Consider the following 22,872-nt stretch of genomic DNA (forward strand, 5'->3'; position numbering starts at 1 on the left):
CCTTCACTATACGTGAGCAATACTGAATGCAAGATGAATCAAAATTGTTCATTTCTGTCAATTTTTGCGAAAAACGGCGTATTTTGCGCAAAAATTTAACTGTAAAAATATGATTTTTAAAAATATTATTCATGCACTAACGCCGCTGCATAGCCATAACTACACCTTAATAGCTAACCCGTTATAATTTTAACGCGTGCAAACTTGCGCTTACCAATTTGGTATACATGTTCCGACCCCAGCGCAATCATCAACTTGGGATCAGAGACTTTTTCACCATCAATTTTTACTGCGCCTTGATTTATCATACGGATCGCTTCTGACGTACTGCCGGTTAAGCCTGCCTCTTTCAATAAATTGGCAATAGCGCAGCTTTCTGCACTAATCGACAGGTTAATCTCTTCGATATCATCCGGCATAGCACCACGTTGAAAACGTGCTTCAAAACTTTCTAACGCCTTATCGGCTGCATCAGCATTGTGAAAGCGCTGAATAATTTCTTGCGCCAATTTAATTTTATAATTTCTAGGGTTTGCGCCTTGCTTGCAGTCTTCTAGCCAGGTGTTAATTTCGGTCATCGGTCTAAAACTTAATAGCTCAAAATAGCGCCACATCAAGGTATCGGAAATCGACATGATCTTACCGAACATATCATCGGGCGAATCTGCAATACCAATATAGTTATTCAGCGACTTGGACATTTTTTGCACACCGTCTAAACCTTCCAGAATCGGCATGGTTATGACAACTTGTGGTTTTTGGCCATACACTTCTTGTAATTGCCTGCCGACCAACAAATTAAATTTCTGATCGGTGCCGCCCAATTCCACATCCGATTGCATGGCAACCGAATCGTAACCTTGAATGAGCGGGTACAAAAATTCGTGAATCGCAATCGGCTGACCACCTTTAAAGCGTTTGCTAAAATCATCACGCTCCAGCATTCTGGCCACGGTATGCTTAGCGGCCAATTGGATTAAATCCGCTGGCGACATGGTATTCATCCAGGTGGAATTAAACATGACTTGGGTTTTATCAGGATCAAGAATTTTAAACACCTGATCTTGATAGGTTTGAGCGTTGGCCAACACTTCTTCGCGGGTTAACGGTTTGCGGGTAACGTTTTTACCGGTTGGATCACCAATCATGCCGGTAAAGTCGCCAATTAAAAATAAAACCTGATGCCCTGCATCTTGAAACTGCTTTAATTTATTAATTAACACCGTATGCCCTAGATGCAAATCGGGCGCGGTTGGATCAAAGCCAGCTTTAATGCGTAATGGGCGATTTTCTTGTAATTTTTTAACTAATTCATGCTCAACTAAAACTTCATCTACTCCGCGAAGTAAATCTGACAGGACATCTGATTGCACTATTTTCTCCCATTTTTTAATCTATAATTAGGCTTATTATAGAGTTAATGCGTATTGGCAGCAGAATAAAATGTCAAAGATGAACTAATATTGGTAAATAGTAGGGAAACATTTTAGAATGTGGTTATTATTAAATTATGGTTTTTTATTTTGATTAAATTTCAATTGCTTGGCAAAACTAACGTGAAAAATAAATTTTATGCTTCCTTATTCACAGGGATGGTTTTGGTTTTTGCGGCATCGACTGGTTATGCCAAGCCCGCTAAACTAAAATCTTCTCGCGGCGTAATACATACACGCATCATGAGCCATCAGCTACCTACGGGTGAAACGCTGGCCGATGTTTATGCCCGCGTACGTGCTAATGATGCTGAATACCATGAATTGGTGAGTTCCAACAGCAGTGGTACGCGTGTTGCCACCATATCCAGTCGCACCCCTTTGCAAGCGGTGCGCGGTAATAGCTATCAATTCGGGCATTTGTCTTATGCTGGCAGAGATGATACGCGATATTTATCGGCGGCTGGCGGTAGAAACAGATTCTTCTTGAGGCAGCCCGCCACGGCAAAAATAAACACGCAACATTTTAAGCGTCATGGTGCTAAACCTATCACTAGCGCACAAGGTACTATTCGTTCAACTTTGGCCGCAGCAGGCCGCAGTGCCGGATTATCTGCTGATGTTATGGAGCAGCTTGCACAGATATTTGCCTGGGATATTGATTTTGCAGCCGACTTACATAATGGTGATCGATTTACTGTTGTGTATGAGCGTGGCGATTTTGAGAGCAGCGATGAAATTGTCGCGGCAGAATTTGTTAACGAAGGTCGGGCGCACAGAGCGGTGCGTTACATAGATCAGCAAGGCAGCATAGGCTATTACACACCGGAAGGCCATGCTATGCAAAAATCTTTTTTAAGCACGCCCGTTGATTATGCTCGTATCAGCTCACATTTCGATCTTAATCGTAGGCATCCTATATTAAACCGTATTCGTGCCCATAAGGGTGTCGATTATGCGGCACGCACCGGTACGCCGATTAAAGCCACTGGCAATGGAGAGGTGACATTTTTAGGTAGAAAAGGCGGCTATGGACAGACCGTTATTATTGGGCATGGCGAACATTATGAAACGCTTTACGCGCATTTATCTAATTTTAAAAGTGGTTTGCAAAATGGTAGTCATGTACGCCAAGGTGAGGTTATTGGTTATGTCGGGCAAACGGGATTGGCGACAGGGCCGCATTTGCATTATGAATTTCGTGTAGATGGTGAACACCGTAATCCGTTAACGGTAACCGCACAGTTATCACGCTCTATGCCTAGCAACAGTGGCTCAATGACCGATTTTAAAGTACAAACACAGCGTACTTTAGCACAGTTAAATCAAGCTAAAGCGAAGACTTTATTTGCTAGAAGTTACTCTCGATACAATTAATGTTAAATACTTTCATATCTATCAATACCTTCGGGAATTCGCGCCAGTAAACCATCAATCAACGCTGTTGTATTTAGCAAAGACCTACAAGGTTTTTAAAACCTTGTAGGTCTCGTGCTGGTCAAAAACATACTCGATATATCAAAATTGACTGAGTACTGAATTGCTTAATGCAGCCCATGCCAGCTTAGCGTTTAGCCACAATAGAAAAAATTATGTCATTCAACCCCTTATTACCTAAAATCATTGAAGCCGTCGCCGAAAGCATTGCAAAAAATGCCGATGACATCACCCTTTTAGATCAAGCCATAGGTGATGGCGATCACGTTACCAATTTGCAGCGCGGTTTGGCGGCCTTACTGGCACAAAAAGCAGACATCAGCCAACTGGAATGGCCTGCTGCATGGCAAAAAATGGGTATGACAATAATGACCACCGTGGGCGGTGCATCCGGTTCATTATTTGGCACTTTGTTTATAGCTATGAGCAAGGCATTAGTGGGTAGGGAATCCAATGTTCAAATATTTTCGTTAGCTTTTACTCAGGCGGTTGAAGCCGTGAAACAACGAGGCAAATCGGATGTTGGCGAAAAAACCATGCTGGATGTCTTAGTACCTGTCGCACAGTATTTACAAGAAGCGGTGGCTGTGTCCACGCCATTAGTTCAGTTACTGGAGCAAACCCAACAGGTTGCGCTAACGGGTATGGAATCTACCCGTGAGATGTTGGCCATCAAAGGCCGCGCCTCGTTTTTAGGCGAGCGCACTAAAGGCCATATTGATGCTGGTGCTATGAGCAGTTGTGTGATAATTTGCGCGGTAGCGGATGTTCTGCTGGAACAGCTTTGAGTTTTGCGTGATTTAACATCCCCAGCGCAATGAGGCCGTATGCACAGGCGCATCCCATAAGCGGATTAATTCATTGTCTAAAATAGTCAGCGTCACCGAACACCCTGCCATATCCAACGATGTGGTGTAATTGCCCACCAAAGACCGCACTATGTTAATTCCCCGTTTTTGTAGATACTGGCTGGCAAGCTCATAAACCAAATACAGTTCCATCAGCGGCGTAGCGCCAAAGCCATTCACATGCAGCAATATTTGTTGACCAGATTTAAGTTGCAAGTCGTCGATAATGGTCGATAACAATCGCTCTACAATGTCGTTAGCGGGCATTAGGCTCACAGTTTCACGGCCATGTTCGCCATGTATGCCCACGCCCATCTCGATTTGATTGTCATCCAAATGAAAGGTCGGTTTGCCCAATGCTGGCACGGTGCAACTGGTCAATGCCACGCCCATTGAGGCTGTAGCGGCGTTGATACGATCACCCAAAGCTTTACAAAATGTTAAATCTGCACCATTTTCCGCCGCTGCGCCGAGCATTTTTTCCATAATTAGCGTACCGGCCACGCCGCGTCGTCCGGTACTGTGGTTTTTGGCTAAGGAGACATCATCGCTGACCACTACCGTGGCATTGGCGCAATCCAACATCTCGGCGGCGATTTCAAAACTCATCACATCACCGGCATAATTTTTGACAATGAACAGTACGCCTGCGCCATTTTCTACTGCTTGTGCCGCTGCCAACATTTGGTCGGGAGTCGGCGAGGTAAATACTTGACCAGGGCAGGCGGCATCTAACATGCCAAAACCGACAAAACCGGTATGTAGCGGTTCGTGGCCAGAGCCACCCCCCGATATAATCGCTACTTTACTTGGCTTTGTGGTTTGCAAGCGTGTGACAAAATGTGGCTGGCTGTTGAATTGAATAATATCGGCGTGGGCTTTGGCAAAGCCGTGTAAACTTTCATCCAACAAGGTATCAACGTGGTTAATGAGTTTTTTCATTTACGTGTTTCGGCTCGGTTAAGAAAAGCGCATAGAATCGTTTTATTACGGTCAGGCCATGTCTTGCAAAGCGTGTGTGATGGCAATAATATCTGGCATCACCCAGGTTGGCTGATAATGTGAGGTTTTTAAATCGGCTGTACTGGATATGCCGGTTAACACCATAATGCTACGAATATTGGCGCGTACTGCACCGAGAATATCGGTTTCCAAGCGATCCCCGATGGCAATTGTTTCGCTTGGCTTTGCGCCTAAAATTTTCATGGCTTGTTGATACATAATAGGTTCGGGCTTGCCAATACACAAAGGCGCAACGTCGGTGGCGACGTGCAAAGCGGCCAAAATAGCACCATTGCCGAGTGTAACGCCGTGTTCGGTCGGCAAAGTCGTATCGGCATTAGTAGCGATAAACTGTGCGCCTGCGCGGATGTTTAGCGTGGCTGTGGCCAATTTATCCCAGCTTAAGGTATGATCTTTACCACACACAACAATATCTGCACCTTTTGGGTGGGCATCACCCGCTTTATTGATTTCATACAGACCGGTTAAGGTAAAACCTTGCTCAATTAAAGGTTGGGTCGCGCCTTGCTCGCCCACCACAAATACCCGCGTGTTGGCTGGGTTGTGGCGCTCTGCTAAATACAGTGCGGTTGCCATGCCAGAAGTTAAAATCTCGTTGTGGGTAACGCTAACGCCCATCTCTGCTAATTTAACAATGTACTGATCTTGGGTTAGGCTGGCGTTGTTAGTCGCTAAAATAAAGCGCAAATTACGTTGCCGTAAAACCTGAAAAAAATTAACCAGGCCGGGCAAGGCAGTGGTACCGTGCCATAACACACCATCCATATCAATGATCATGGCATGTACATTGGTCAGGTCAGCCATAAACGCTGTATTTGGTAAGATATTAGGTAATTGGCTGGCCATTAAAAGTACCGGCCATTAATTAAAAAATGCACCATAATACTGCCTACGTAACCCAAGGCAATCACCGGCATCCATTTTAAATGCGTCGTAAATGTATAAATGCCCTTGGCTTGCCCCATTAAGCCGACACCTGCGGCCGAACCTACGGCTAATAAGCTACCCCCCACACCAGCGGTTAAGGTTACCAGCAACCATTGGCCTTGAGAAATGTCCGGTGCCATCGTTAATACTGCGAGCATAATTGTGCCGTTATCCACAAAAGCCGACGCAATGCCGACCAAAATATTGGCAATCGTTGGGCTAATATCGCTGTATAAATAGGTAGAGGTTAATTCTAAATAACCTATAAAACTCAAGCCGCCCACGGCTACCATAACCCCGTAAAAAAATAACAGCGTGTCCCATTCCAGATTGGCTACTTTATTGAACACATCGAAAGGTTGATCGAATTCGGCTTCTTTGTATTGCGGCGTATTCATCATTTTCATGGGGGCAAAATAATCTTTTTTACCGACTTCAGGTAAGTGTTGAAGGACATTCAATTCGGCACCGGTTAATTCATGTGATGTAATATCGACCTGCTCTGTGGTTTTTTGCAAATAAAAACTGAAAAATTTTAGATAGGTTAAGCCCATCATCATGCCGGCGACGGGTGGTAAACCTAAGAAATTTTCAAAGGTTGCAGCGGTAATAATAGTCATCACAAATAAAAAGATGATAACCAAACCGCCGCGTTTCATTTGCTGATTTTCCTGTACCGCTTTTGGGCGTTTCTTAGGGATGGCAAAGTGCATGATCGCTGCCGGAATCGCAAAATTGACGATAGCCGGAATCAGGAGCGCAAAGAAATCGGCAAACGGCACCACGCCTTTTTGCCAGACTAACAGCGTGGTAATATCGCCAAAGGGACTGAACGAGCCGCCGGCATTAGCGGCCACCACCACGTTAATACAGGATAAGGTAATAAACTTACGCTCATCTTTACCCATTGCGATAATCACCGAACCCATTAGTAATGCGGTAGTTAGGTTATTGCACAATGATGAGATGAAAAATGCCTGAATCCCAGTGATCCAAAATAATTGTCGATAGCTAAAATTTTTACTGAGCAGCCAAATTCTGAGGCTTTCAAATACGCCGCGATCTTCCATCGCATTCAGATAAGTCATCGACACCATAATGAATAAAAATAACTGCGCATAACCTTCTAAAGACGCGCGAAATGCCAGGCCAGCGGGTTCGCTCATGCCATTACGGGCATAGATACTGGCAATAAATACCCAAATTAAACTGGCGGCCAAGACCATCGGTTTGGATTTGCGTAAGTTGGTAACCTCTTCGGTCATGGCAAATAAATAAGCGACAACAAATAACACCAAAGATAAATAGCCCGCCCAATGGTGAGTTAAATTTAAATGCAGTGCAGGATTGGTTGTTATAAAATCATCGCCAGCCAGTGACCAAGACGGTAAAAACAGGGCAAACGAAAACCAGAGGTATTTTAAGTAACGCGGTGTCATTAAATAATAATCCTGACGATTAAAGTAGTTTTTGCGAAGTATTTTTCAAGGGTATCATGGTTTTTATGGCTTGGGCAATAAAGTGCTACACCAGTTAATATAACGGTGTTGCCGGATATTTCAAGCCGACAGTATTACTCGTGTACTAAGGTCTTTATGCGGTATGAGCCTGTGTTGTTTTCGCCCAACACGTTAGATAAATACGGCAATGCGCGTTCCATTTCAGCGGCTAAGGTAAACGGGGGGTTGATGACGATCATGCCGCTGGCGGTCATGCCGAGTCCGCTGCTGTCAGCACGGATGCCTAACTCAAACAGTTGTATATTTTTTATGCCGGTGGCGATCAGGGCTTTTTCTAAACGATTGATACGGTCGCGCTCTACCACTGGATACCACAGCGCATAGGTACCGCTGGCAAAGCGTTTGCTCATAGCGGTTAAGGTATCGACGACCAAGCGGTAATCCTGTTTTATTTCGTAGGAGGGATCGATCATCACCAAGCCACGGTGCTGGCTAGGTGGTAGTAAGCCCAGTCCGTGTTTTAAACCATCGGCATGAATAATATCCACGCCGCGCACGCCTTTAAAGCGCTTGGTCAATAAGGTAATTTCGGTGCTGTGTAACTCGCATAAAAACAGATGGTCTTGTTTGCGTAATAAGTGTTGTGCAATCAGCGGCGAGCCGGGATAACTTTTTAATGCGCCCGCACCATTCAGTTCTTTAACCAGCGCCACATAGTGCGCGATAGCGGGCGGTAAATCATCGCGTTGATATAATTGACTGATGCCACTGTCAAATTCTCGGTTTTTAAGTGCAAATTCATTATCTAGCGGGTATTTTCCAGGGCCTGCATGGGTGTCGATATAGCAAAGCGGCTTATCTTTTTTTTTCAGGTAATCAATAATATGGATAAGAACACTGTGCTTTAAAACATCGGCAAAGTTTCCAGCGTGAAAGATGTGGCGATAACTCAGCATGAGCAAAATAGGGTAGGGAGGAAAGTAAACAGTTTACAGCAAAAGCCCGCTACAAGGGCGCTGGCAAATCGGTTAAGTTGCGTTAATCCCGATTTGCCTTTGAAAGGTGCATTATTCAGTGATTTTAACTAACCAGCCATTTTCAGTTTCACAGGCATTGGATTTAGCATTCACTTTAATATTTATCCGCGCTACGGTATTGCGTAGGCTGTCTGGTAGTTTGCCGGTAATTACATAAAATGGGTCTTTAAATTCAGCGTTGATTTCAACCGGTAGCTTTTTGGCGGTTACTTCCAGTTGTTCTGGTTTTTCCAGAAAAGCCACAAAGGAAAATTCTGTGCCGGGTGCAACGCTGGCCATATTGGGTGGTAAAAATTTTTCTAATTTTGGCTTTAAACAGTTGCCACCACCGGCTGCGCGACTGCCTTTACTGCCGTGGCCACCGTGATGTTGTGCGGCATTAACTTCGGCAACCGTAAATGCTGCGGCAATCCATAATAAAGTCAGCAATAATTTTGTCATAGTTTTTATTTTAATTGAGATGATAGGTGAGGGTGATCAGTAAATTTTGTTGATTTAGTTTGATTAAAAATCACTGCTCTTGTGAGCTTAGGAATAATAACCGTCATTGCTATCAGAATCAATTTACTAAAGGTAGATTCAACTTCGAACTGTAATCCTAAATAGTCAATCAATTTTATTTTGTCCGGGCTTTAAAAATCTTACGCGGTTTTTAAAGCCCCGTAGGTTTCATACTGGTTAAAAATACGCCTATCTATCACGATTGTATGCATTTAGAGGGAGACTGAATAATTACTCAGGATTGACTAAGTGCAGATACTCATGTGGGTTCTGATAGTACAGCGTTTTCAACTTAGGAACGCGCACGAAATAACTTGAGCAAGTTCATGCTTCGACAGGCTCAGCACGAACGGTGGTGGCGTTTAAGTTGTTCAAGTTATTTCATGCACGTTCCTTAGGGCAGTTACAGCCGTCATTCGCACTGAGCTTGTCGAAGCATGAACAGCACACTTCGACAAGCTCAGTGCAAACGGTTACGCTGTAATTATTGAACTGTGAAAACGCTGTATGTGACAAGATTAAGAGCCTTGACGGATACAAAAGTAATGGATGTTAACGTTGCATTTTATCTGATTGTGGACAAAGGCTTAGTCCTTGTTAATAGGGGGTTACGATAAGGATTCAAAAAAACGCGACCAATTAAAAGAATCTCCAGGATCAGTCTTGCGGCCTGGTGCAATATTACTGTGCCCAGTAATATGTTGTTGCGACAGATTGGGGTAAGTGGCTAATAAAACTTTAATAATTTCGGCTAATTGGCTATATTGCTCGTCCGTGTAGGCAATATATTCGGTGCCCTCAAGTTCAATGCCAACCGAAAAGTCATTACAACGCTCGCGGCCTTGGTATTCTGATTTGCCCGCATGCCAAGCACGTTTGTCAAACGGCACATACTGAACAATTTCACCGGTACGTTTAATTAATACATGTGCTGAAACGGTTAATTGGCAAATATCTGTAAAGTACGGATGCGCATCAGGATCGAGTTGATTACAAAATAAATGATCAATATAAGCTGTGGCAAACTCACCTGGTGGCAAGCTGATGCAATGGATCACAATCAGCGAAATATCAGACAAGGCAATGCGCTCATCAAAATTAGGCGATGGATGACGAGTAGCGGGGTTTAGCCAGTGTTGGTTTATGTGCATAAGAGATGTACGGCAGCGTAAAAAACATAAAAGATAGCCTACAAGTTGCGATAAAATTACCGGCAATTTAGTTCGATATTTATTCGCATTCGCCTATCAGCGGATAAAGGCTATACTTTTGCCTCAGGACTGATAATAAGCCACTAAGCTCAGGCCACTTTCACAGGGGTAACGTGCTACCCATAATATCAGCATTACTCTTTCGCTATAAAACAAAAGGAATATTTTGTGACAACCACGGTATATAAACATTTTTTAACGCTTGCATTAACTGTATTGCTTGCCGGTTGTGCTAGCGATGACCCAGCAGATTATAATAGTTACCCCAGTCAGGTTTATAATAATCAGCCTGCGCCTAAAAATCCCTATTTGCAAATTAAGCCTAATCCAGTACCGAGAAGCAGTTATCGGCCCTCTTCTACCTACACGGATTATTCATCAGGGGGTAATTATACAAATAATTCTTCGGTACGCAGCTTTATTCATTATATGGTGGATAAACACGGCTTTTCAGAGTCGTATCTAGACGGCTTATTTGCTAAGGCACAGCGGTTAGATTCGGTGATTCGTTTAGAAAGTCCTGCGCCCGATCCGCGTCCACCCAAGCCACATTCAGGCAGTTGGACGCGGTATCGCAATAAGTTTTTGACCGACGATCACATCAACCACGGCGTAGAATTTTGGCGTGAAAATGCAACGACAATACAACAAGCCAGTGAAACTTACGGCGTTGACCCAGAGTATATCGTGGGTATCATTGGCGTTGAAACTTACTTTGGCCGTAATATTGGCAAGACCTGCGTATTTGATGCGTTAACCACACTGTCATTTGATACCCATCGCCGCGCTAAATATTTTATGTCTGAACTGGAGAATTTTTTACTGATGGTGCGTGATGAAGGTTATGACCCGCGTGAGCCGGTAGGCTCATGGGCTGGCGCTATGGGTTTAGGGCAATTTATGCCCAGCAGCTTTCGTAAATTAGCGGTTGATTTTGATCATAATGGCCGTCGAGATTTATGGCAAGCTAAAGATGCTATCGGCAGTGTCGCGCATTATTTTTCTAAAAATGGCTGGGAGTATAGAAGCCCTGTTACTCAGGAGGTGGATGATCCTTCTGACTCGGGTGTTATAGAATTAAGCACTTATGATGGCAGTGAATATTGGCGGGTACATCATAATTTTAAAGTGATTAAACGTTACAATAACAGCAATAAATATGCGATGGCTGTTTATCAATTGGCGCAAGCCATTAAACAACAACGCTAATAATAAAAATGTATAATTTAATTTATTGCACTTGTCCGCTTTTAGATTAGCTGTTCCGATTGTAATAGTGGGCAGCCACACCGCACGCGAAACGACAATGTAAGTCTTGCATTTTTATCATTCTTAAAGCTGCGGTTTAATTTTAAAGTGCCATACTTTAAGGTTAAACCGGCGCTAAGCTTGCCTAAGCCAAGTAATAAGCATAGAATAAACTCAGGTCGTCGCTGTCGTTGCTCAACGTGGTTTTATGCACGATCCTAAAGTAAAGCTGATTTTTTTGCCTTCCTCGTATTGTCCGCGTTAAATTTATAGTCAATCCGCGTACAGTAGACTAAACGTCTAAAAAATACACATCACATTCCCAGCATTATTTGCTGTATCTGCATAACCTTAAGAGTTTCTATGAAAAAAATGCCCAGCCCTATGTATAAACTGATGATGGATCCTACAAAAGTCGTTGATGTTCGCGCTTTTTTGGAAGAAGACATTGGCTCAGGTGACATTACCGCCAAAATTATTCCTGAAACCACATACGCGACTGCTGAAATCATTACCCGCGAAGATATGGTGTTGTGTGGTCAACCATGGGTTGATGAGGTTTTTAAAACCTTAGATGCCAATATTGATATTAACTGGTTGGCCAGCGAAGGCGCATCGGTCAGTAAAGATACTGTATTGTGTACCTTGCATGGGGCTGCACGCGCGTTGTTAACCGGTGAACGTACCGCGTTAAATTTGTTGCAGACGCTGTCAGCGACAGCAACGGTTTCTCGGCAATATGCGGAGATTTTGGCCGGTATTGATTGTAAAGTATTGGACACGCGTAAAACTATTCCTGGGTTACGAGATGCGCAAAAATACGCAGTTGCCTGTGGCGGCTGTTATAACCACCGCATTGGTTTATACGATGGCATTTTGATTAAGGAAAACCACATTAAAGCCGCAGGCTCAATTGCTAAAGCAGTGCAGATTGCCCGTGCGCAAACTAATGCGCAAGTGGAAGTGGAGGTAGAGTCTATGCAAGAATTATTGGATGCGCTTATTGCCAAGCCAGATCGTATTATGCTGGATAATTTCAGTTTATCTGATTTAAAAGCGGCGGTGCAATTGAATGCATGCACGGTAGAGTTAGAAGCGTCTGGCAACATTGGTTTGGTGAATTTAAAAGCCGTGGCGCAAACCGGTGTTGATTATATTTCTATTGGCGCACTGACTAAAAATATTAAAGCGATTGATTTATCCATGCGTATTACGCTGGTGCATTAATGAGCGAAAACCTGGCCGATGTGTGTCGCTATCTCAGCCACGGCGTTTATGTGGTTGGCGTAGCATCCGGTGAGCTGCGACACGCGTTTACCGCAGCATGGGTAATGCAAGTGTCTTTTAACCCGCTGCTGTTGGCTATTAGTATTAATCCTGCGCATTATTCTTACCAGGTATTGCAAGCGGGTGGTGTTTGTACGGTGAATGTTTTGGGGCAGCATCAATACGCGCTTGCCGAGCATTTTGGTCGTTCCGGCGTAACAGATAAAATGGCAGGTTTTAACTGGCATACTGACCAGAGCGGTGCGCCTGTTTTATCGGAAAGTTTGGCGTATTTTGATTGCAAGGTCAGCCATTATACCGATGCGGGCGATCATAAAGTTGCGATTTGTACGGTGCTGGCCGCACGGCAGCTACAGCATGGTAGCCCTTTGCTGTACGGCCAAACTGGCACTATGGATGGCAGTGAAAAATTTTATCAGGACGCAAAATAATATTTATAAATGTTGCGCTGGGTAAAAAGTGACTTCCCTATTTGTTAGAGAAAGCAGGGCAGGAGGCTTGTTGGCGTGCCAGCCGACACACCAGCAAGCGTTCAGCGCTAGAAAACAGCAAAGTTGATAATGGCGGCGGTTTTGCTATCGCGGGTTTCTGAGCGTGATTTACCATTGGCACCATCTACGCCAAGCATAGTAATTTCACTCGACTTATTACCGTTAACATCCACGGTGGAGGTGATATTTTTGGGAGTATAGTTTAAGCCTAGTACGGCAAAATCTTTTAAAGTAACGCCTGTCGCCGCATCTTTAATGCCCACACGCGGTGCGCTGGATTCTGTGTCGATATATAACACAGCAATTTCGGGCTTGCCATTGCCGTTAATATCCGCCAACGCCACCACACCTAACGGCGGTCTGTCATTGGTTTCAAATGCCATTGTTTTCAGTATTTTTTTGCTACTGCCGTCTCTGATGTGTACGCTGTGTTTACTGGTTTTGTAATCGACATACAATACAGCCAAATCCGCTGATCTATTACCATTGGTATCCGGCAGTGCAGTAGATGCAACGACATTGTTGAAACTCCATTCACACACAAAACCTTTTGTTTGCGTGTTGGAATCATATTGGTCGTACCAGGAATAATCATAATAAGAATAGCTGTTGATGACTAAATAATCCTCGGTATCTCTGTTTTCGGGTTGGCCATTGTAAAAATGGTTATAATCCCATCGTTCTCCGGTAATCCACTTCCAAGTGCCTTCCAGTTGCGCATCATTGGCACCCAAAAAATAATAGTCTACTGAGTTTGTCGGCATAATTTTAGTGCCAATAAATGCGTTTTCTTGTTCAGAGGTAATGGTTGCTAAGTGCCCGCTCAAATTTTCACAGTAAGTTTTGGCATCATTCCAGGTAAATGCCCGATCAAAACGTTGGTAAAAATGGCCATTACCCGCCCACTTTAATTTGTTAGTATCTGCTTGTGCATTAACAACACACAGCGCGCTGCTTACCAAAAGCACGCCTGTTGCCCATCGGTTAAATACAGATGCGTTTTTATTATCAATCATAGTTTTTTTCATGGGTAGTACTTGCGGGGTAAGTAAGAATGTAAATATCAGTTATGGGCTTGGTTCTTAAAGTGTAGTCATAATCAGTGCTTAGCGCAAATGCTTAGCGCACTATAAAACCTACAGCGTTTTCAATTTAGGACAGTTACAGCTTACCGTTCGTGCTGAGCTTGTCGAAGCATGAACGGCACACTTCGACAAGCTCAGTGCGAACAGTTACGCTGTAACTATTGAACTGTGAAAACGCTGTATATGGCGTTAGGCAATTAAAATAGCGCCGGCTAACAATCCGGTGTGCGTTAAACCGCTGCTGGTTATGCCGGTTAATTCAATCAGTGTATCGATTGCCCCGTCTTGAAATACATAGCTGTTACCCAGTGCATTAAATACGACGCTATTACCAACGCTGTGAATATTGGCTTGTACATAGTGCAGTGCATCGGTAAAGTTGCTTTGCGTAATGGTCAGTGCGCTGGTGTAGGTATTGCTGTCATCAAAGCTAATTAAGCCGTGGCTGATATGGTGGCTCTTTAAAACGCCGGTATGATTCCCCGTTACTTTAGCTACATCTTCGGCAATGTGTGTGCTAGGTAAGTCCAGCTTATCTACGCTGTTTAAAGCCGCTGTTTGAGTTAGTTTAAAGTCGATGATTTGGTCACGGTGTGCCAGCGTGCTATCGCCCAGCGCAACAATAACAGTATCTTGCGCGGCAGTTGCTTCGGTTAGCACATAGCTGTCTTTGCCAAGACCTCCAATGAGTACATCTGTGCCTTCGCCGGCCATCAGTTTATCGTTACCGTTATTGCCGGATAATCGATCATTACCTTTGCCACCAGAGAGTATATTAGCCAGCGCGTTACCGGTTAAGGTATCGTTAGCACTGCCGCCTATCGCATTTTCAATCAACGTGCCGTGGCCAATAAAAAATTGATTTTTAGCTAAAATACTGGCGGCTTTTGCGCCAACATAATTCCAGCTGCCAGGTTTTAAATCTATAGTAACCGCGAGTGTTTGTTTGCTCGCATTAATAGTATCTGTGCCAGCCCCATCCCAGATATAATGTTCGGTAACCGCGTACTGGGTATTGCCCAGCCTTACGCTGGGGTTAACACCGAATAAATAATGTATAGTCGCCTTATCAAACAAACCCAAATCAACTGCATAGTATTTGCCAAACTGATAGCTCATTACGGTATTGTCGGTGCTGTCTTCAATACCGCCTAAAATAGGTTTTTCAAACAAGTGTTTTAAGCCCAAGGTATGGCCTATTTCGTGTAATAGCGTGCCAAAATGGCCATTCAATTTTCCAGAAGCCAGTGACATATCTTGTGTTTTTACATTGATGTGAATATCACTTTCAGGGGGGTAGCTACCATAACCTGCACTGTCTTGAAAACCAATAGAACTTAAGTCATCCCGATAAAAACGCATCTTGACATCGGTGCTATCGGGTTTTTCTATAAAGGTAATATTCGCTACAGCGCTGTATTTTGCCAGGGCTTCTCGTGCTGCGCTTTGCTGTGCAGGGGTGTATGCGGCAAAGTTTTTTAAAGTAGATTGTTGTGCAAAGACAAAGCTGTAGGTAATAATTTGTGCCTGATTGATACCCAGTTGAGCGCCGCCGTTTAGTAAATTATTTATAAAATAGGGCAGGGGACGCACATGTTTGGCCAAAACGATGGTCTCAATGCTATTAGGTACCTTGTAATCATCTACCGAAACATAAACGGTATCATTGCCCGCTGCATCATACACGGTGTCTTGTAAATCGGTAATGTAATAGCTGTCATCGCCTTCACCGCCTACCAGTGTGTCTTTACCAGAGCCGCCCGTTAAGCTGTCGTTGTCAATGCCGCCGTCAAGATAGTCATTACCTGCGCCGCCTATTAGCGTGTCATTACTATTACCGCTGTAGATTTTATCATTACCCGATTCGCCTTTTAGCGTATCACGACCTTCATCGCCGATGAGTAAATCATTTCCTGTTCCACCGGATAAACTGTCGTCACCTTGTTCACCATACAGTTCATCGTTACCCGTACCACCTTGTAAGTTATCATTACCTTCGCCACCGGCAAGCAGATCATTGCCTGCGCCGCCACGTAGTGTATCTTTGCCTACAGCACCGTTTATTTGGTCATTACCCGCCAGGCCATCAATGATTTCATTCCAGTCGAAGGCTCCCATGATTTTATCATTACCAGCACTGCCTTTTATGGCGGCCAATTTATGGGCAATGGCTTTATCGTCAAACGTCCAGCGTGTGCCATCAGCAAACACAAACTGATCGATTTGAGTATCCTTGCCAAAAAAATGATACTTAATTACTAACTGATTTGTGCCATAAACCAAGGTTAAGCTGCCTTTGGCCACATCGCGTAGTGCGTGTGTAATAGCGCTTGGTAATAATTGGCTAAACCGTACGGTATCTATACTATGGTCTTTGTCATAATTTTCAATAATGTCTTTGCCCGTATTTTTCTCAAAAATATAGGTATCTGCGCCTTCGCCACCGAATAAAATATCGTTACCCGCGTTACCATTTAAGCTGTCGTTGCCTGCCAAGCCATAAATTTCCTCACTACGCGAGCTGCCTGTTAAGGTATTGTTGTCAGATGAACCGTGTATTTTTTGAGTACTTGCCATAATCTAAAGTCCTTAACGTGTAATAAATGCCGTCTTGCAGATAAGGCGGGTACGCCAAAAGTGTAGTTAATGCGTTTTCTTAAAGAGATTTAAACTTGAAAGTTGCGAACAGCATCACAAAAATTAATCCGTCGTGCAATTTAGTTTGCCTGTGTTAATCTGCTTAATTTTTCAGACCTTTACATATGCATTTAAGGGGTTTTTTATGATTTTCGATGAGGTATTAATCTTGCACAGTCCTAAAACAGCTACCGAAATCTGGTTAAAATCTATTGTCATCGCACATAATTTTTGTCCTTTTGCTAAACAAACTGTAACACGTAATAGTATTCGTTTTAGCACGGTAGATGATACCGCTACGGATATTTGCTTACAATTGTTAATAGATGAATGCGAACGCCTGGATACCGATGAAACGATTGAAACCAGTTTATTGATTTACAGTACTGCATTTGCAGATTTTGAAGATTATCTGGATTTTTTAGCGTATGCGGAGGCGTTGTTAACGCAACAAGGTTATGACGGTATTTATCAGCTCGCCAGCTTTCATCCAAATTACTGTTTCGACGGCGCAGAGCTTGACGATCCGGCCAATTACACCAATCGTTCGCCTTATCCTATGCTGCATTTGTTACGCGAAAGCAGTATTGAACGCGCCTTGATTAACGTAGCTGATCCGGAAAGTATTCCTCAGCAAAATGTCGTCTTAACGCGAAAAATGGGGCTGGCTAAAATGCGAGACTTGTTAGTAGCGTGTTATTGATATTTAAGAGGCAGGATAGTTAGACTAAACCGGCTATCACGCTTTGACACCGGCGCTATCGCCACTGATAAATGTCCGGTAACTACGGGGCGATCGCCCCAGCAATTGGGTAAATGCGCTGGCATCGCCAGTATTGCCCGCATTTAACATGGTGAGTGTATCGCTGCACAAAGGACTGGCCGGAATAATATCGCCTATTAAGGCAGACAGTTTTATAACAAATGCAGGAATGTAAACGTGTAAAGCGTGTGAGTGCTGTAATTGTTGCCGATAACTGTCTAACATGCCGCGCATATCGGTAGCGTCTAGGCCAACGGCAGCAACGGTTTGGCTGTGGGCGTTATCATCTGCAAGCCAGTGTGTAATAGCAGTGCAGATATCATCAATATGTACCGGTTGCATCTGCTGTTTGCCGCCTGCGGGTAAGCTGTGTACGGGTAAACTGGCTAAAAAACGAAACATTTTTGCGCTCACGCCGTCATCTCCGTAGATAACCGAGGGGCGCAATATCAGATAGCGCAGGGTGTCTGGTAGTGTGTTTAAAAAAGCTTCCGGCGCTCTACGGGTTTGGAAATACGTGGTTTCTACACCTTGATCCACACCCAGTGCAGATATCTGCACTAGGCGTTTAACGCCTGCTTGTTGGCACGCTGAAAATAACGCGATAGGCGTTTGCTCATGCACCAAGGCCATCGGTTGTTTGGCGCTATCACGCAGCACACCAACGGCATTGATTACCACATCAATACCAGTAAGTTTTGCTAGCCACGCTTCTTTGTGGCTGTCTTTGTTGTAATCTACCGCTATATCATTAGGCTGAGATGGCTTGCGAACGCCGCGTACAACAGTATGTTCTGTTGCGCGTAAGGCGGCTGTTATATGGCGACCAACAAAGCCGTTTGCACCACAAATTAATATTTTCATCATGCACTCCTTGGTAAAACTGGATTGGTTATACGGTATCGTTAACAGCGCAACGGCCTTGGTTACACAAGCGGCTGCGTTTTTCAGCGCGGCGTGCCATGTAGCGTACAAATAACTCAAACAATTGCGCTAAACCAAGCTTAGAAAGTGTTTGCCGGTGTTTGGCTACAAAGGGATATAACCAGATTCTGGTAATGGGTAAGCGCCAGATTTTAGCCACCGAGTGCATACCTACGGTTTGGTAAATCACTTCAAATGCGCCTACGCCGATAAACCACTGGTTATTGGTATCTTGAACATGCAGGCGATTCATCATGTCGACAAGATTAATGTTATTGATCGTACACACGCGGGTATCGAAATCTGGTGCAGAGCAATCAATAAGAATTAGCTGGTTATTTACGACATGTCGCTGGATATTTTGCATTTCGCTGCTACATAAGCGGCAAGAAGCATCAAAGTAAATGGTCAGCGGATAGGTTGGTGTCATGGCATCTCCAGTATTTCAGATATTTCTGTAGTAACAGAAATACATAGGTAAAAAACGGTTATCTAAGCAGATTAAGCATATCTTTGATTTTGCCGCCTAATGTCATCATTTTTAATAAACAACTGGGTTCCAGTTTTAGCATTTGTTCGCCCCAGTTTGAGAGCGACTCCATAAACCCCAAGGCTTCTTGAATACGTAGCTGCGCTTGCTTATCTTCCTTGTCTAAATCTGAGCTGGCCAAGCATTCGCGTAATAGCACGATAGTAGGATCAAATTCCCGCTCCTTGCGTTCTTGTACCACTGTTTTAAATAACTGCCAAACATCGCTGGAGGTGATGAAATGGTCGCGTCTATCACCCATAATATGCACCACCTGGATTAAATTCCAGTTTTGTAATTCTTTTAAACTGTTGCTGACATTGGAACGCGCTACCCCTAAAGTATCGGTAATTTCATCCGCAGGCATCGGCTTACCTGCGAAGTAGAGCAGGGCATGGATTTGGGCAACCGTGCGGTTAACGCCCCATTTAGAGCCCATTTCTCCCCAATGTAAAACAAATTTTTGTGCGACAGGATTTAATATCATGACACGATTATAGACCTTCTTTTATTTCTGTCAATACAGAAATAAAAGAATTTTGTGGTATTAATTATCAGCATGGTTTTATCGGTACATTGAATGGGTTTAGCGCAAAACAGTAGAATTAGTGCCTGTACCCGATCAAAATATTTTTAGCCATTGTGCGCTAGTTTTGTAAGAATTGTCGGCGTTATTGTCAATGAAAGCTTAAACTTTTATGGGCTATATCTGCTATGATGATAGGTTTTATTTATAACTTATTACATAAGGATACCAATGCCAGAATTTAATAATGTCTCTGTGGTTAAAAAAGCCAATGTATATTTTGGTGGTAATGTCAGTAGTCGCACTATTCGCTTTGCCGATGGTTCGGTTAAAACTTTGGGCTTCATGTTGCCAGGCGAATACATCTTTAACACCGCAGATAAAGAGTTAATGGAAATTATTGACGGTGAGCTCGATGTATTACTACCTGGCACAGATGCTTGGCTAAGCGTATCAGGTGGCCAAGCCTTTGATGTGCCTGCCAATGCAAAATTTACCGTGAATATTAAAACGGCCACCGATTATTGCTGTTCTTTTATAAAATAACCCCGCTTACAGCGAGTTAATATGGAACGGGTGGCTATTTTTGTCGATGTACAGAATATTTACTACACGGTAAAACAGCGTTATCAACGCCATTTTAATTACCAGGCTTTCTGGGATCTGGCCACAAACAATAAAGACGTTGTGGCCGCATTTGCCTACGCTATTGATAAAAACGATAGCAAGCAGCAAGCTTTTCAGCAGATACTCAGAAACATCGGGTTTGTTGTTAAATTAAAACCCTATATTCAACGCAGTGACGGCTCTGCCAAAGGCGATTGGGATGTGGGCATTACTTTGGATGTGATTGAATATGCACCCAAAGTAGATAGCGTTATTTTGCTATCCGGCGATGGCGACTTCGATATGCTACTGCACAAAGTGAACACAGGATACCAGATTGCTAGCGAAGTATACGGTGTGCCATTGTTGACAGCACCGTCACTGATAAGCGCCGCCAGTCAGTTTATTGCGATTGATGATAAATTACTTTTGTAACAGACAATTATCAAATACTACTTTAACGGACGGCCTGATGCTCATAACCTCAGTGCGTTGAATATTTAAATATATGTGATATATATGTTACCAAGGTTTTGAAAATTTACAATAATGTGCTTTTAGATAATCAAGCCCTTAACGTTTTATAAAAAGTAGTAATAAGTTTTTAGAAACTCAAAATTTAGCGCGTGGTTGCGCAGTGCAAAATTATGCGATGTCTGTTTTGTGGGGTACAGGATACACGAGTGCTCGATTCCAGACTGACGAATGAAGGCGACCAAGTTCGTCGTCGACGTGAATGTAATGTCTGCAAAGAGCGCTTTACCACCTTTGAGGTGGCGGAATTAACAATGCCCCGCATTGTTAAACGCGATGGCGTACGCGAACATTTTGATGAACAAAAACTTCGTTCAGGCATGCTCAAGGCACTGGAAAAGCGCCCTGTAGACAGCGATGCTATTGAAGATGCTATTAATAGGCTTAAAAAACAATTAATGGCCGCTGGTGAGCGAGAAATTTCAACGCATGCTTTAGGCGAAAAAGTCATGAAAGAATTAAGTGCCCTCGATCACGTCGCCTTTGTACGCTTTGCCTCAGTTTACCGTAGCTTTCAAGATGTCAGCGAATTTACTGACATGATTGAACATTTGCAAAAAAAATGAAGCCCGCACAAGATGCTCTGTATATGGCAAGAGCGCTGGTTTTAGCCAGCAAGGGCATATACAGCAGCGATCCTAATCCGCGTGTTGGTTGTGTGTTAGTCAAAGATAATACGATTATTGGCGAAGGTTGGCATGTTAAAGCGGGGCAAGCACATGCTGAGGTTGTCGCGTTAAATAACACGGTTAATGCCAAAGGGGCGACCGCGTATGTCAGTTTGGAGCCGTGTAGCCATTATGGCCGCACCCCACCTTGCGCCGATGCCTTAATCACAGCGGGGGTGAGTCGTGTTGTCGTTGCTATGCAAGATCCCAATCCGTTAGTTGCAGGGCAAGGCCTTAAAAAACTGCGCGAGGCCGGTATCGAGGTGAGTTGCGGTATCTTGCAAGACGATGCTGAACGTTTAAATCGGGGCTTTATCAGTCGAATGACACAGCAGCGCCCGTTTATACGCAGCAAATTAGCTATGAGCTTGGATGGTCGTACGGCATTGGCCTCGGGCGAAAGCAAATGGATTACCTCAGCAGAATCACGACGCGACGTTCATCGGTTGCGGGCAGAAAGTTCGGCTATTTTAACCGGTATTAATACCGTATTGGCTGATAACCCAACACTGAATGCACGGGTAGATTTTGATGCCGAGCAGCCAATCAGAGTCGTACTCGACTCGCAACTCAAAATGCCAGTGGACGCGCAATTAATTAATACGCCTGGCCGCTGTTTAATTTTAACCTGCTCTCCCAACAGCATTAAACAACAGGCTTTAGAAAACGCTGGTTTTGAGGTGTTTTGCATAGACAGTCACAATGGCCGACTTAATTTAACAGCTGTTATGACTTTTTTGGCCAAGCAGCACATTAATAATCTATTGATTGAAGCCGGTGCCATTTTAAACGGCGCTCTACTGGCCGCCAATTTGCTTGATGAACTTGTCGTTTATATGGCTCCCAATATTTTAGGCGACCAAGGTCGCGGTTTGTTTACACTGCCCACGCTGCACAGCATGGCCGATAAAAAAATGCTCCATCTCCGTGATGTCAGAGCCGTAGGTACTGACATAAGATTAACCCTGACCCCGCGCTAGCAGGAGGTATTTATGTTTACAGGCATAATCTTAGCCATCGGAAAAATAGTTGTCATTGAAAGCTATAAAGGTGATTGCCGTTTAAAAATAGACACTGGGGCACTGTCGTTAACAGACTGTGCTTTAGGCGATAGCATTGCTGTTGACGGTGTTTGTTTAACTGCTGTTGAGCTTGGCAGTAATTATTTTTACGCCGATGTCTCTAACGAAACTTTATCGTGTACCACATTAGCTAAATTAAAATCCGGCTCACCGGTTAATTTAGAACTGGCATTAACGCCTTCCACCCGTATCGGGGGTCATATTGTCAGCGGTCACGTTGATGGCATCGGCCAGGTAATTGACAAAACAGCCGATGCCCGTTCGATACGTTTTAAACTGCAAGCCCCCGATCTTATCGCTAAGTATATCGCTGAAAAGGGCTCAATTTGCATTAACGGCATCAGTCTTACCGTCAACAAAGTTAACGGCTCAGTATTTGACGTTAACATTGTCCCGCATACCCTGCAAAAAACCACACTGCACAACGCCGTCATCGGCACTGCCGTCAATTTGGAAGTTGATGTATTAGCACGCTACACAGAGCGCTTACTGCACAACCAAGCCAACTCACCCACCCATAATAGTCACTTAACGGAAGACTTATTACACAGGAGCGGTTTCTTTTGAAAGAACTTACCTATACATGTATCGCTTCTGCATACATAAAACAGCGCA

The 22,872-nt window shown here is 43.8% G+C and carries 23 protein-coding genes; 11 read left to right on the top strand and 12 right to left on the bottom strand.

The window, feature by feature from the left end:
• Nucleotides 1-173 precede the first annotated feature (173 nt).
• The gene (gene tyrS, locus CRENPOLYSF2_RS06535) at nt 174-1,373 is read right to left on the bottom strand and encodes a tyrosine--tRNA ligase (protein ID WP_087143147.1); all 1,200 of its coding nucleotides are present in this window, start codon (nt 1,371-1,373) and stop codon (nt 174-176) included.
• Between the two features lie 183 nt (nt 1,374-1,556).
• Between tyrS and CRENPOLYSF2_RS06540 the strand changes: the two genes are divergently transcribed.
• Nucleotides 1,557-2,810: a M23 family metallopeptidase gene (locus tag CRENPOLYSF2_RS06540; protein ID WP_245807927.1), complete on the top strand. Its 1,254-nt coding sequence runs from the start codon at nt 1,557-1,559 to the stop codon at nt 2,808-2,810.
• Between the two features lie 215 nt (nt 2,811-3,025).
• Nucleotides 3,026-3,658 carry a dihydroxyacetone kinase subunit DhaL gene (gene dhaL / locus CRENPOLYSF2_RS06545; protein ID WP_087143148.1) on the top strand — a complete coding sequence of 211 codons (633 nt, stop codon included), beginning with the start codon at nt 3,026-3,028 and terminating at the stop codon, nt 3,656-3,658.
• A gap of 12 nt (nt 3,659-3,670) precedes the next feature.
• On the opposite strand, the gene dhaK is transcribed toward dhaL, so the two are convergent.
• The 6 genes from dhaK to ampD form a co-directional block, all read right to left on the bottom strand.
• A complete protein-coding gene (gene dhaK / locus CRENPOLYSF2_RS06550; RefSeq protein WP_087143149.1) occupies nt 3,671-4,660 on the bottom strand; it encodes a dihydroxyacetone kinase subunit DhaK in 990 nt (329 codons plus the stop codon).
• Nucleotides 4,661-4,711: 51 nt separating this feature from the next.
• Nucleotides 4,712-5,545, bottom strand: a complete 834-nt coding sequence (locus CRENPOLYSF2_RS06555) for an HAD-IIA family hydrolase (RefSeq protein WP_087143176.1) — start codon at nt 5,543-5,545, stop codon at nt 4,712-4,714.
• Between the two features lie 41 nt (nt 5,546-5,586).
• On the bottom strand, nt 5,587-7,107 hold the full coding sequence (gene nhaD / locus CRENPOLYSF2_RS06560; protein ID WP_087143150.1) for a sodium:proton antiporter NhaD: 1,521 nt from the start codon (nt 7,105-7,107) through the stop codon (nt 5,587-5,589).
• Nucleotides 7,108-7,241: 134 nt separating this feature from the next.
• Nucleotides 7,242-8,084, bottom strand: coding sequence for a 23S rRNA (adenine(2030)-N(6))-methyltransferase RlmJ (locus CRENPOLYSF2_RS06565; RefSeq protein ID WP_087143151.1), 843 nt, complete (start codon nt 8,082-8,084; stop codon nt 7,242-7,244).
• Nucleotides 8,085-8,195: 111 nt separating this feature from the next.
• Nucleotides 8,196-8,606: a hypothetical protein gene (locus CRENPOLYSF2_RS06570; protein WP_087143152.1), complete on the bottom strand. Its 411-nt coding sequence runs from the start codon at nt 8,604-8,606 to the stop codon at nt 8,196-8,198.
• A 668-nt stretch (nt 8,607-9,274) separates the two neighbouring features.
• The gene (gene ampD / locus CRENPOLYSF2_RS06575; protein WP_087143153.1) at nt 9,275-9,817 is read right to left on the bottom strand and encodes a 1,6-anhydro-N-acetylmuramyl-L-alanine amidase AmpD; all 543 of its coding nucleotides are present in this window, start codon (nt 9,815-9,817) and stop codon (nt 9,275-9,277) included.
• Nucleotides 9,818-10,045: 228 nt separating this feature from the next.
• On the opposite strand from ampD, the gene CRENPOLYSF2_RS06580 reads away from it, so the two are divergent.
• The 3 genes from CRENPOLYSF2_RS06580 to CRENPOLYSF2_RS06590 all read left to right on the top strand — a co-directional run bounded on the left by CRENPOLYSF2_RS06580 (nt 10,046) and on the right by CRENPOLYSF2_RS06590 (nt 12,843).
• On the top strand, nt 10,046-11,086 hold the full coding sequence (locus tag CRENPOLYSF2_RS06580) for a lytic murein transglycosylase (RefSeq protein WP_087143154.1): 1,041 nt from the start codon (nt 10,046-10,048) through the stop codon (nt 11,084-11,086).
• Nucleotides 11,087-11,497: 411 nt separating this feature from the next.
• Nucleotides 11,498-12,352 carry a carboxylating nicotinate-nucleotide diphosphorylase gene (nadC, locus tag CRENPOLYSF2_RS06585; protein WP_419185546.1) on the top strand — a complete coding sequence of 285 codons (855 nt, stop codon included), beginning with the start codon at nt 11,498-11,500 and terminating at the stop codon, nt 12,350-12,352.
• Nucleotides 12,352-12,843, top strand: coding sequence for a flavin reductase family protein (locus tag CRENPOLYSF2_RS06590; RefSeq protein ID WP_087143155.1), 492 nt, complete (start codon nt 12,352-12,354; stop codon nt 12,841-12,843). Before nadC ends, CRENPOLYSF2_RS06590 begins: the two co-directional genes overlap by 1 nt.
• A gap of 107 nt (nt 12,844-12,950) precedes the next feature.
• Here CRENPOLYSF2_RS06590 and CRENPOLYSF2_RS06595 read toward each other — a convergent pair whose 3' ends face one another.
• Nucleotides 12,951-13,931, bottom strand: coding sequence for a C-type lectin domain-containing protein (locus tag CRENPOLYSF2_RS06595; protein WP_087143156.1), 981 nt, complete (start codon nt 13,929-13,931; stop codon nt 12,951-12,953).
• 246 nt (nt 13,932-14,177) lie between these two features.
• Nucleotides 14,178-16,565 carry a calcium-binding protein gene (locus CRENPOLYSF2_RS06600; RefSeq protein WP_087143157.1) on the bottom strand — a complete coding sequence of 796 codons (2,388 nt, stop codon included), beginning with the start codon at nt 16,563-16,565 and terminating at the stop codon, nt 14,178-14,180.
• A 205-nt stretch (nt 16,566-16,770) separates the two neighbouring features.
• Here CRENPOLYSF2_RS06600 and CRENPOLYSF2_RS06605 point away from each other — a divergent pair, with 205 nt between their 5' ends.
• A complete protein-coding gene (locus tag CRENPOLYSF2_RS06605) occupies nt 16,771-17,328 on the top strand; it encodes a DUF1415 domain-containing protein (RefSeq protein ID WP_087143158.1) in 558 nt (185 codons plus the stop codon).
• A 36-nt stretch (nt 17,329-17,364) separates the two neighbouring features.
• Here CRENPOLYSF2_RS06605 and CRENPOLYSF2_RS06610 read toward each other — a convergent pair whose 3' ends face one another.
• Genes CRENPOLYSF2_RS06610 through CRENPOLYSF2_RS06620 form a run of 3 tightly spaced genes read right to left on the bottom strand, consistent with a single transcriptional unit; the run spans nt 17,365 to nt 19,328 of the window.
• Nucleotides 17,365-18,255 carry an NAD-dependent epimerase/dehydratase family protein gene (locus CRENPOLYSF2_RS06610; RefSeq protein WP_087143159.1) on the bottom strand — a complete coding sequence of 297 codons (891 nt, stop codon included), beginning with the start codon at nt 18,253-18,255 and terminating at the stop codon, nt 17,365-17,367.
• Nucleotides 18,256-18,280: 25 nt separating this feature from the next.
• Nucleotides 18,281-18,742, bottom strand: a complete 462-nt coding sequence (locus tag CRENPOLYSF2_RS06615) for a thiol-disulfide oxidoreductase DCC family protein (RefSeq protein ID WP_087143160.1) — start codon at nt 18,740-18,742, stop codon at nt 18,281-18,283.
• Nucleotides 18,743-18,800: 58 nt separating this feature from the next.
• Nucleotides 18,801-19,328, bottom strand: coding sequence for a GbsR/MarR family transcriptional regulator (locus CRENPOLYSF2_RS06620; protein WP_087143161.1), 528 nt, complete (start codon nt 19,326-19,328; stop codon nt 18,801-18,803).
• A 270-nt stretch (nt 19,329-19,598) separates the two neighbouring features.
• Between CRENPOLYSF2_RS06620 and ppnP the strand changes: the two genes are divergently transcribed.
• From ppnP to CRENPOLYSF2_RS06645, 5 genes are all read left to right on the top strand, one after another.
• Nucleotides 19,599-19,913, top strand: a complete 315-nt coding sequence (gene ppnP / locus CRENPOLYSF2_RS06625; protein ID WP_087143162.1) for a pyrimidine/purine nucleoside phosphorylase — start codon at nt 19,599-19,601, stop codon at nt 19,911-19,913.
• Nucleotides 19,914-19,934: 21 nt separating this feature from the next.
• Nucleotides 19,935-20,408, top strand: coding sequence for a LabA-like NYN domain-containing protein (locus tag CRENPOLYSF2_RS06630; protein WP_087143163.1), 474 nt, complete (start codon nt 19,935-19,937; stop codon nt 20,406-20,408).
• A gap of 212 nt (nt 20,409-20,620) precedes the next feature.
• On the top strand, nt 20,621-21,073 hold the full coding sequence (gene nrdR, locus CRENPOLYSF2_RS06635; protein WP_087143164.1) for a transcriptional regulator NrdR: 453 nt from the start codon (nt 20,621-20,623) through the stop codon (nt 21,071-21,073).
• Nucleotides 21,070-22,155: a bifunctional diaminohydroxyphosphoribosylaminopyrimidine deaminase/5-amino-6-(5-phosphoribosylamino)uracil reductase RibD gene (gene ribD, locus CRENPOLYSF2_RS06640; RefSeq protein WP_087143165.1), complete on the top strand. Its 1,086-nt coding sequence runs from the start codon at nt 21,070-21,072 to the stop codon at nt 22,153-22,155. The genes nrdR and ribD overlap by 4 nt, the downstream gene beginning before the upstream one ends.
• A 12-nt stretch (nt 22,156-22,167) precedes the next feature.
• On the top strand, nt 22,168-22,824 hold the full coding sequence (locus tag CRENPOLYSF2_RS06645) for a riboflavin synthase (protein WP_087143166.1): 657 nt from the start codon (nt 22,168-22,170) through the stop codon (nt 22,822-22,824).
• The last annotated feature ends 48 nt before the right edge of the window (nt 22,825-22,872 follow it).

It is taken from the genome of Crenothrix polyspora (genome assembly GCF_900163755.1).
Taxonomy (GTDB): domain Bacteria; phylum Pseudomonadota; class Gammaproteobacteria; order Methylococcales; family Methylomonadaceae; genus Crenothrix; species Crenothrix polyspora.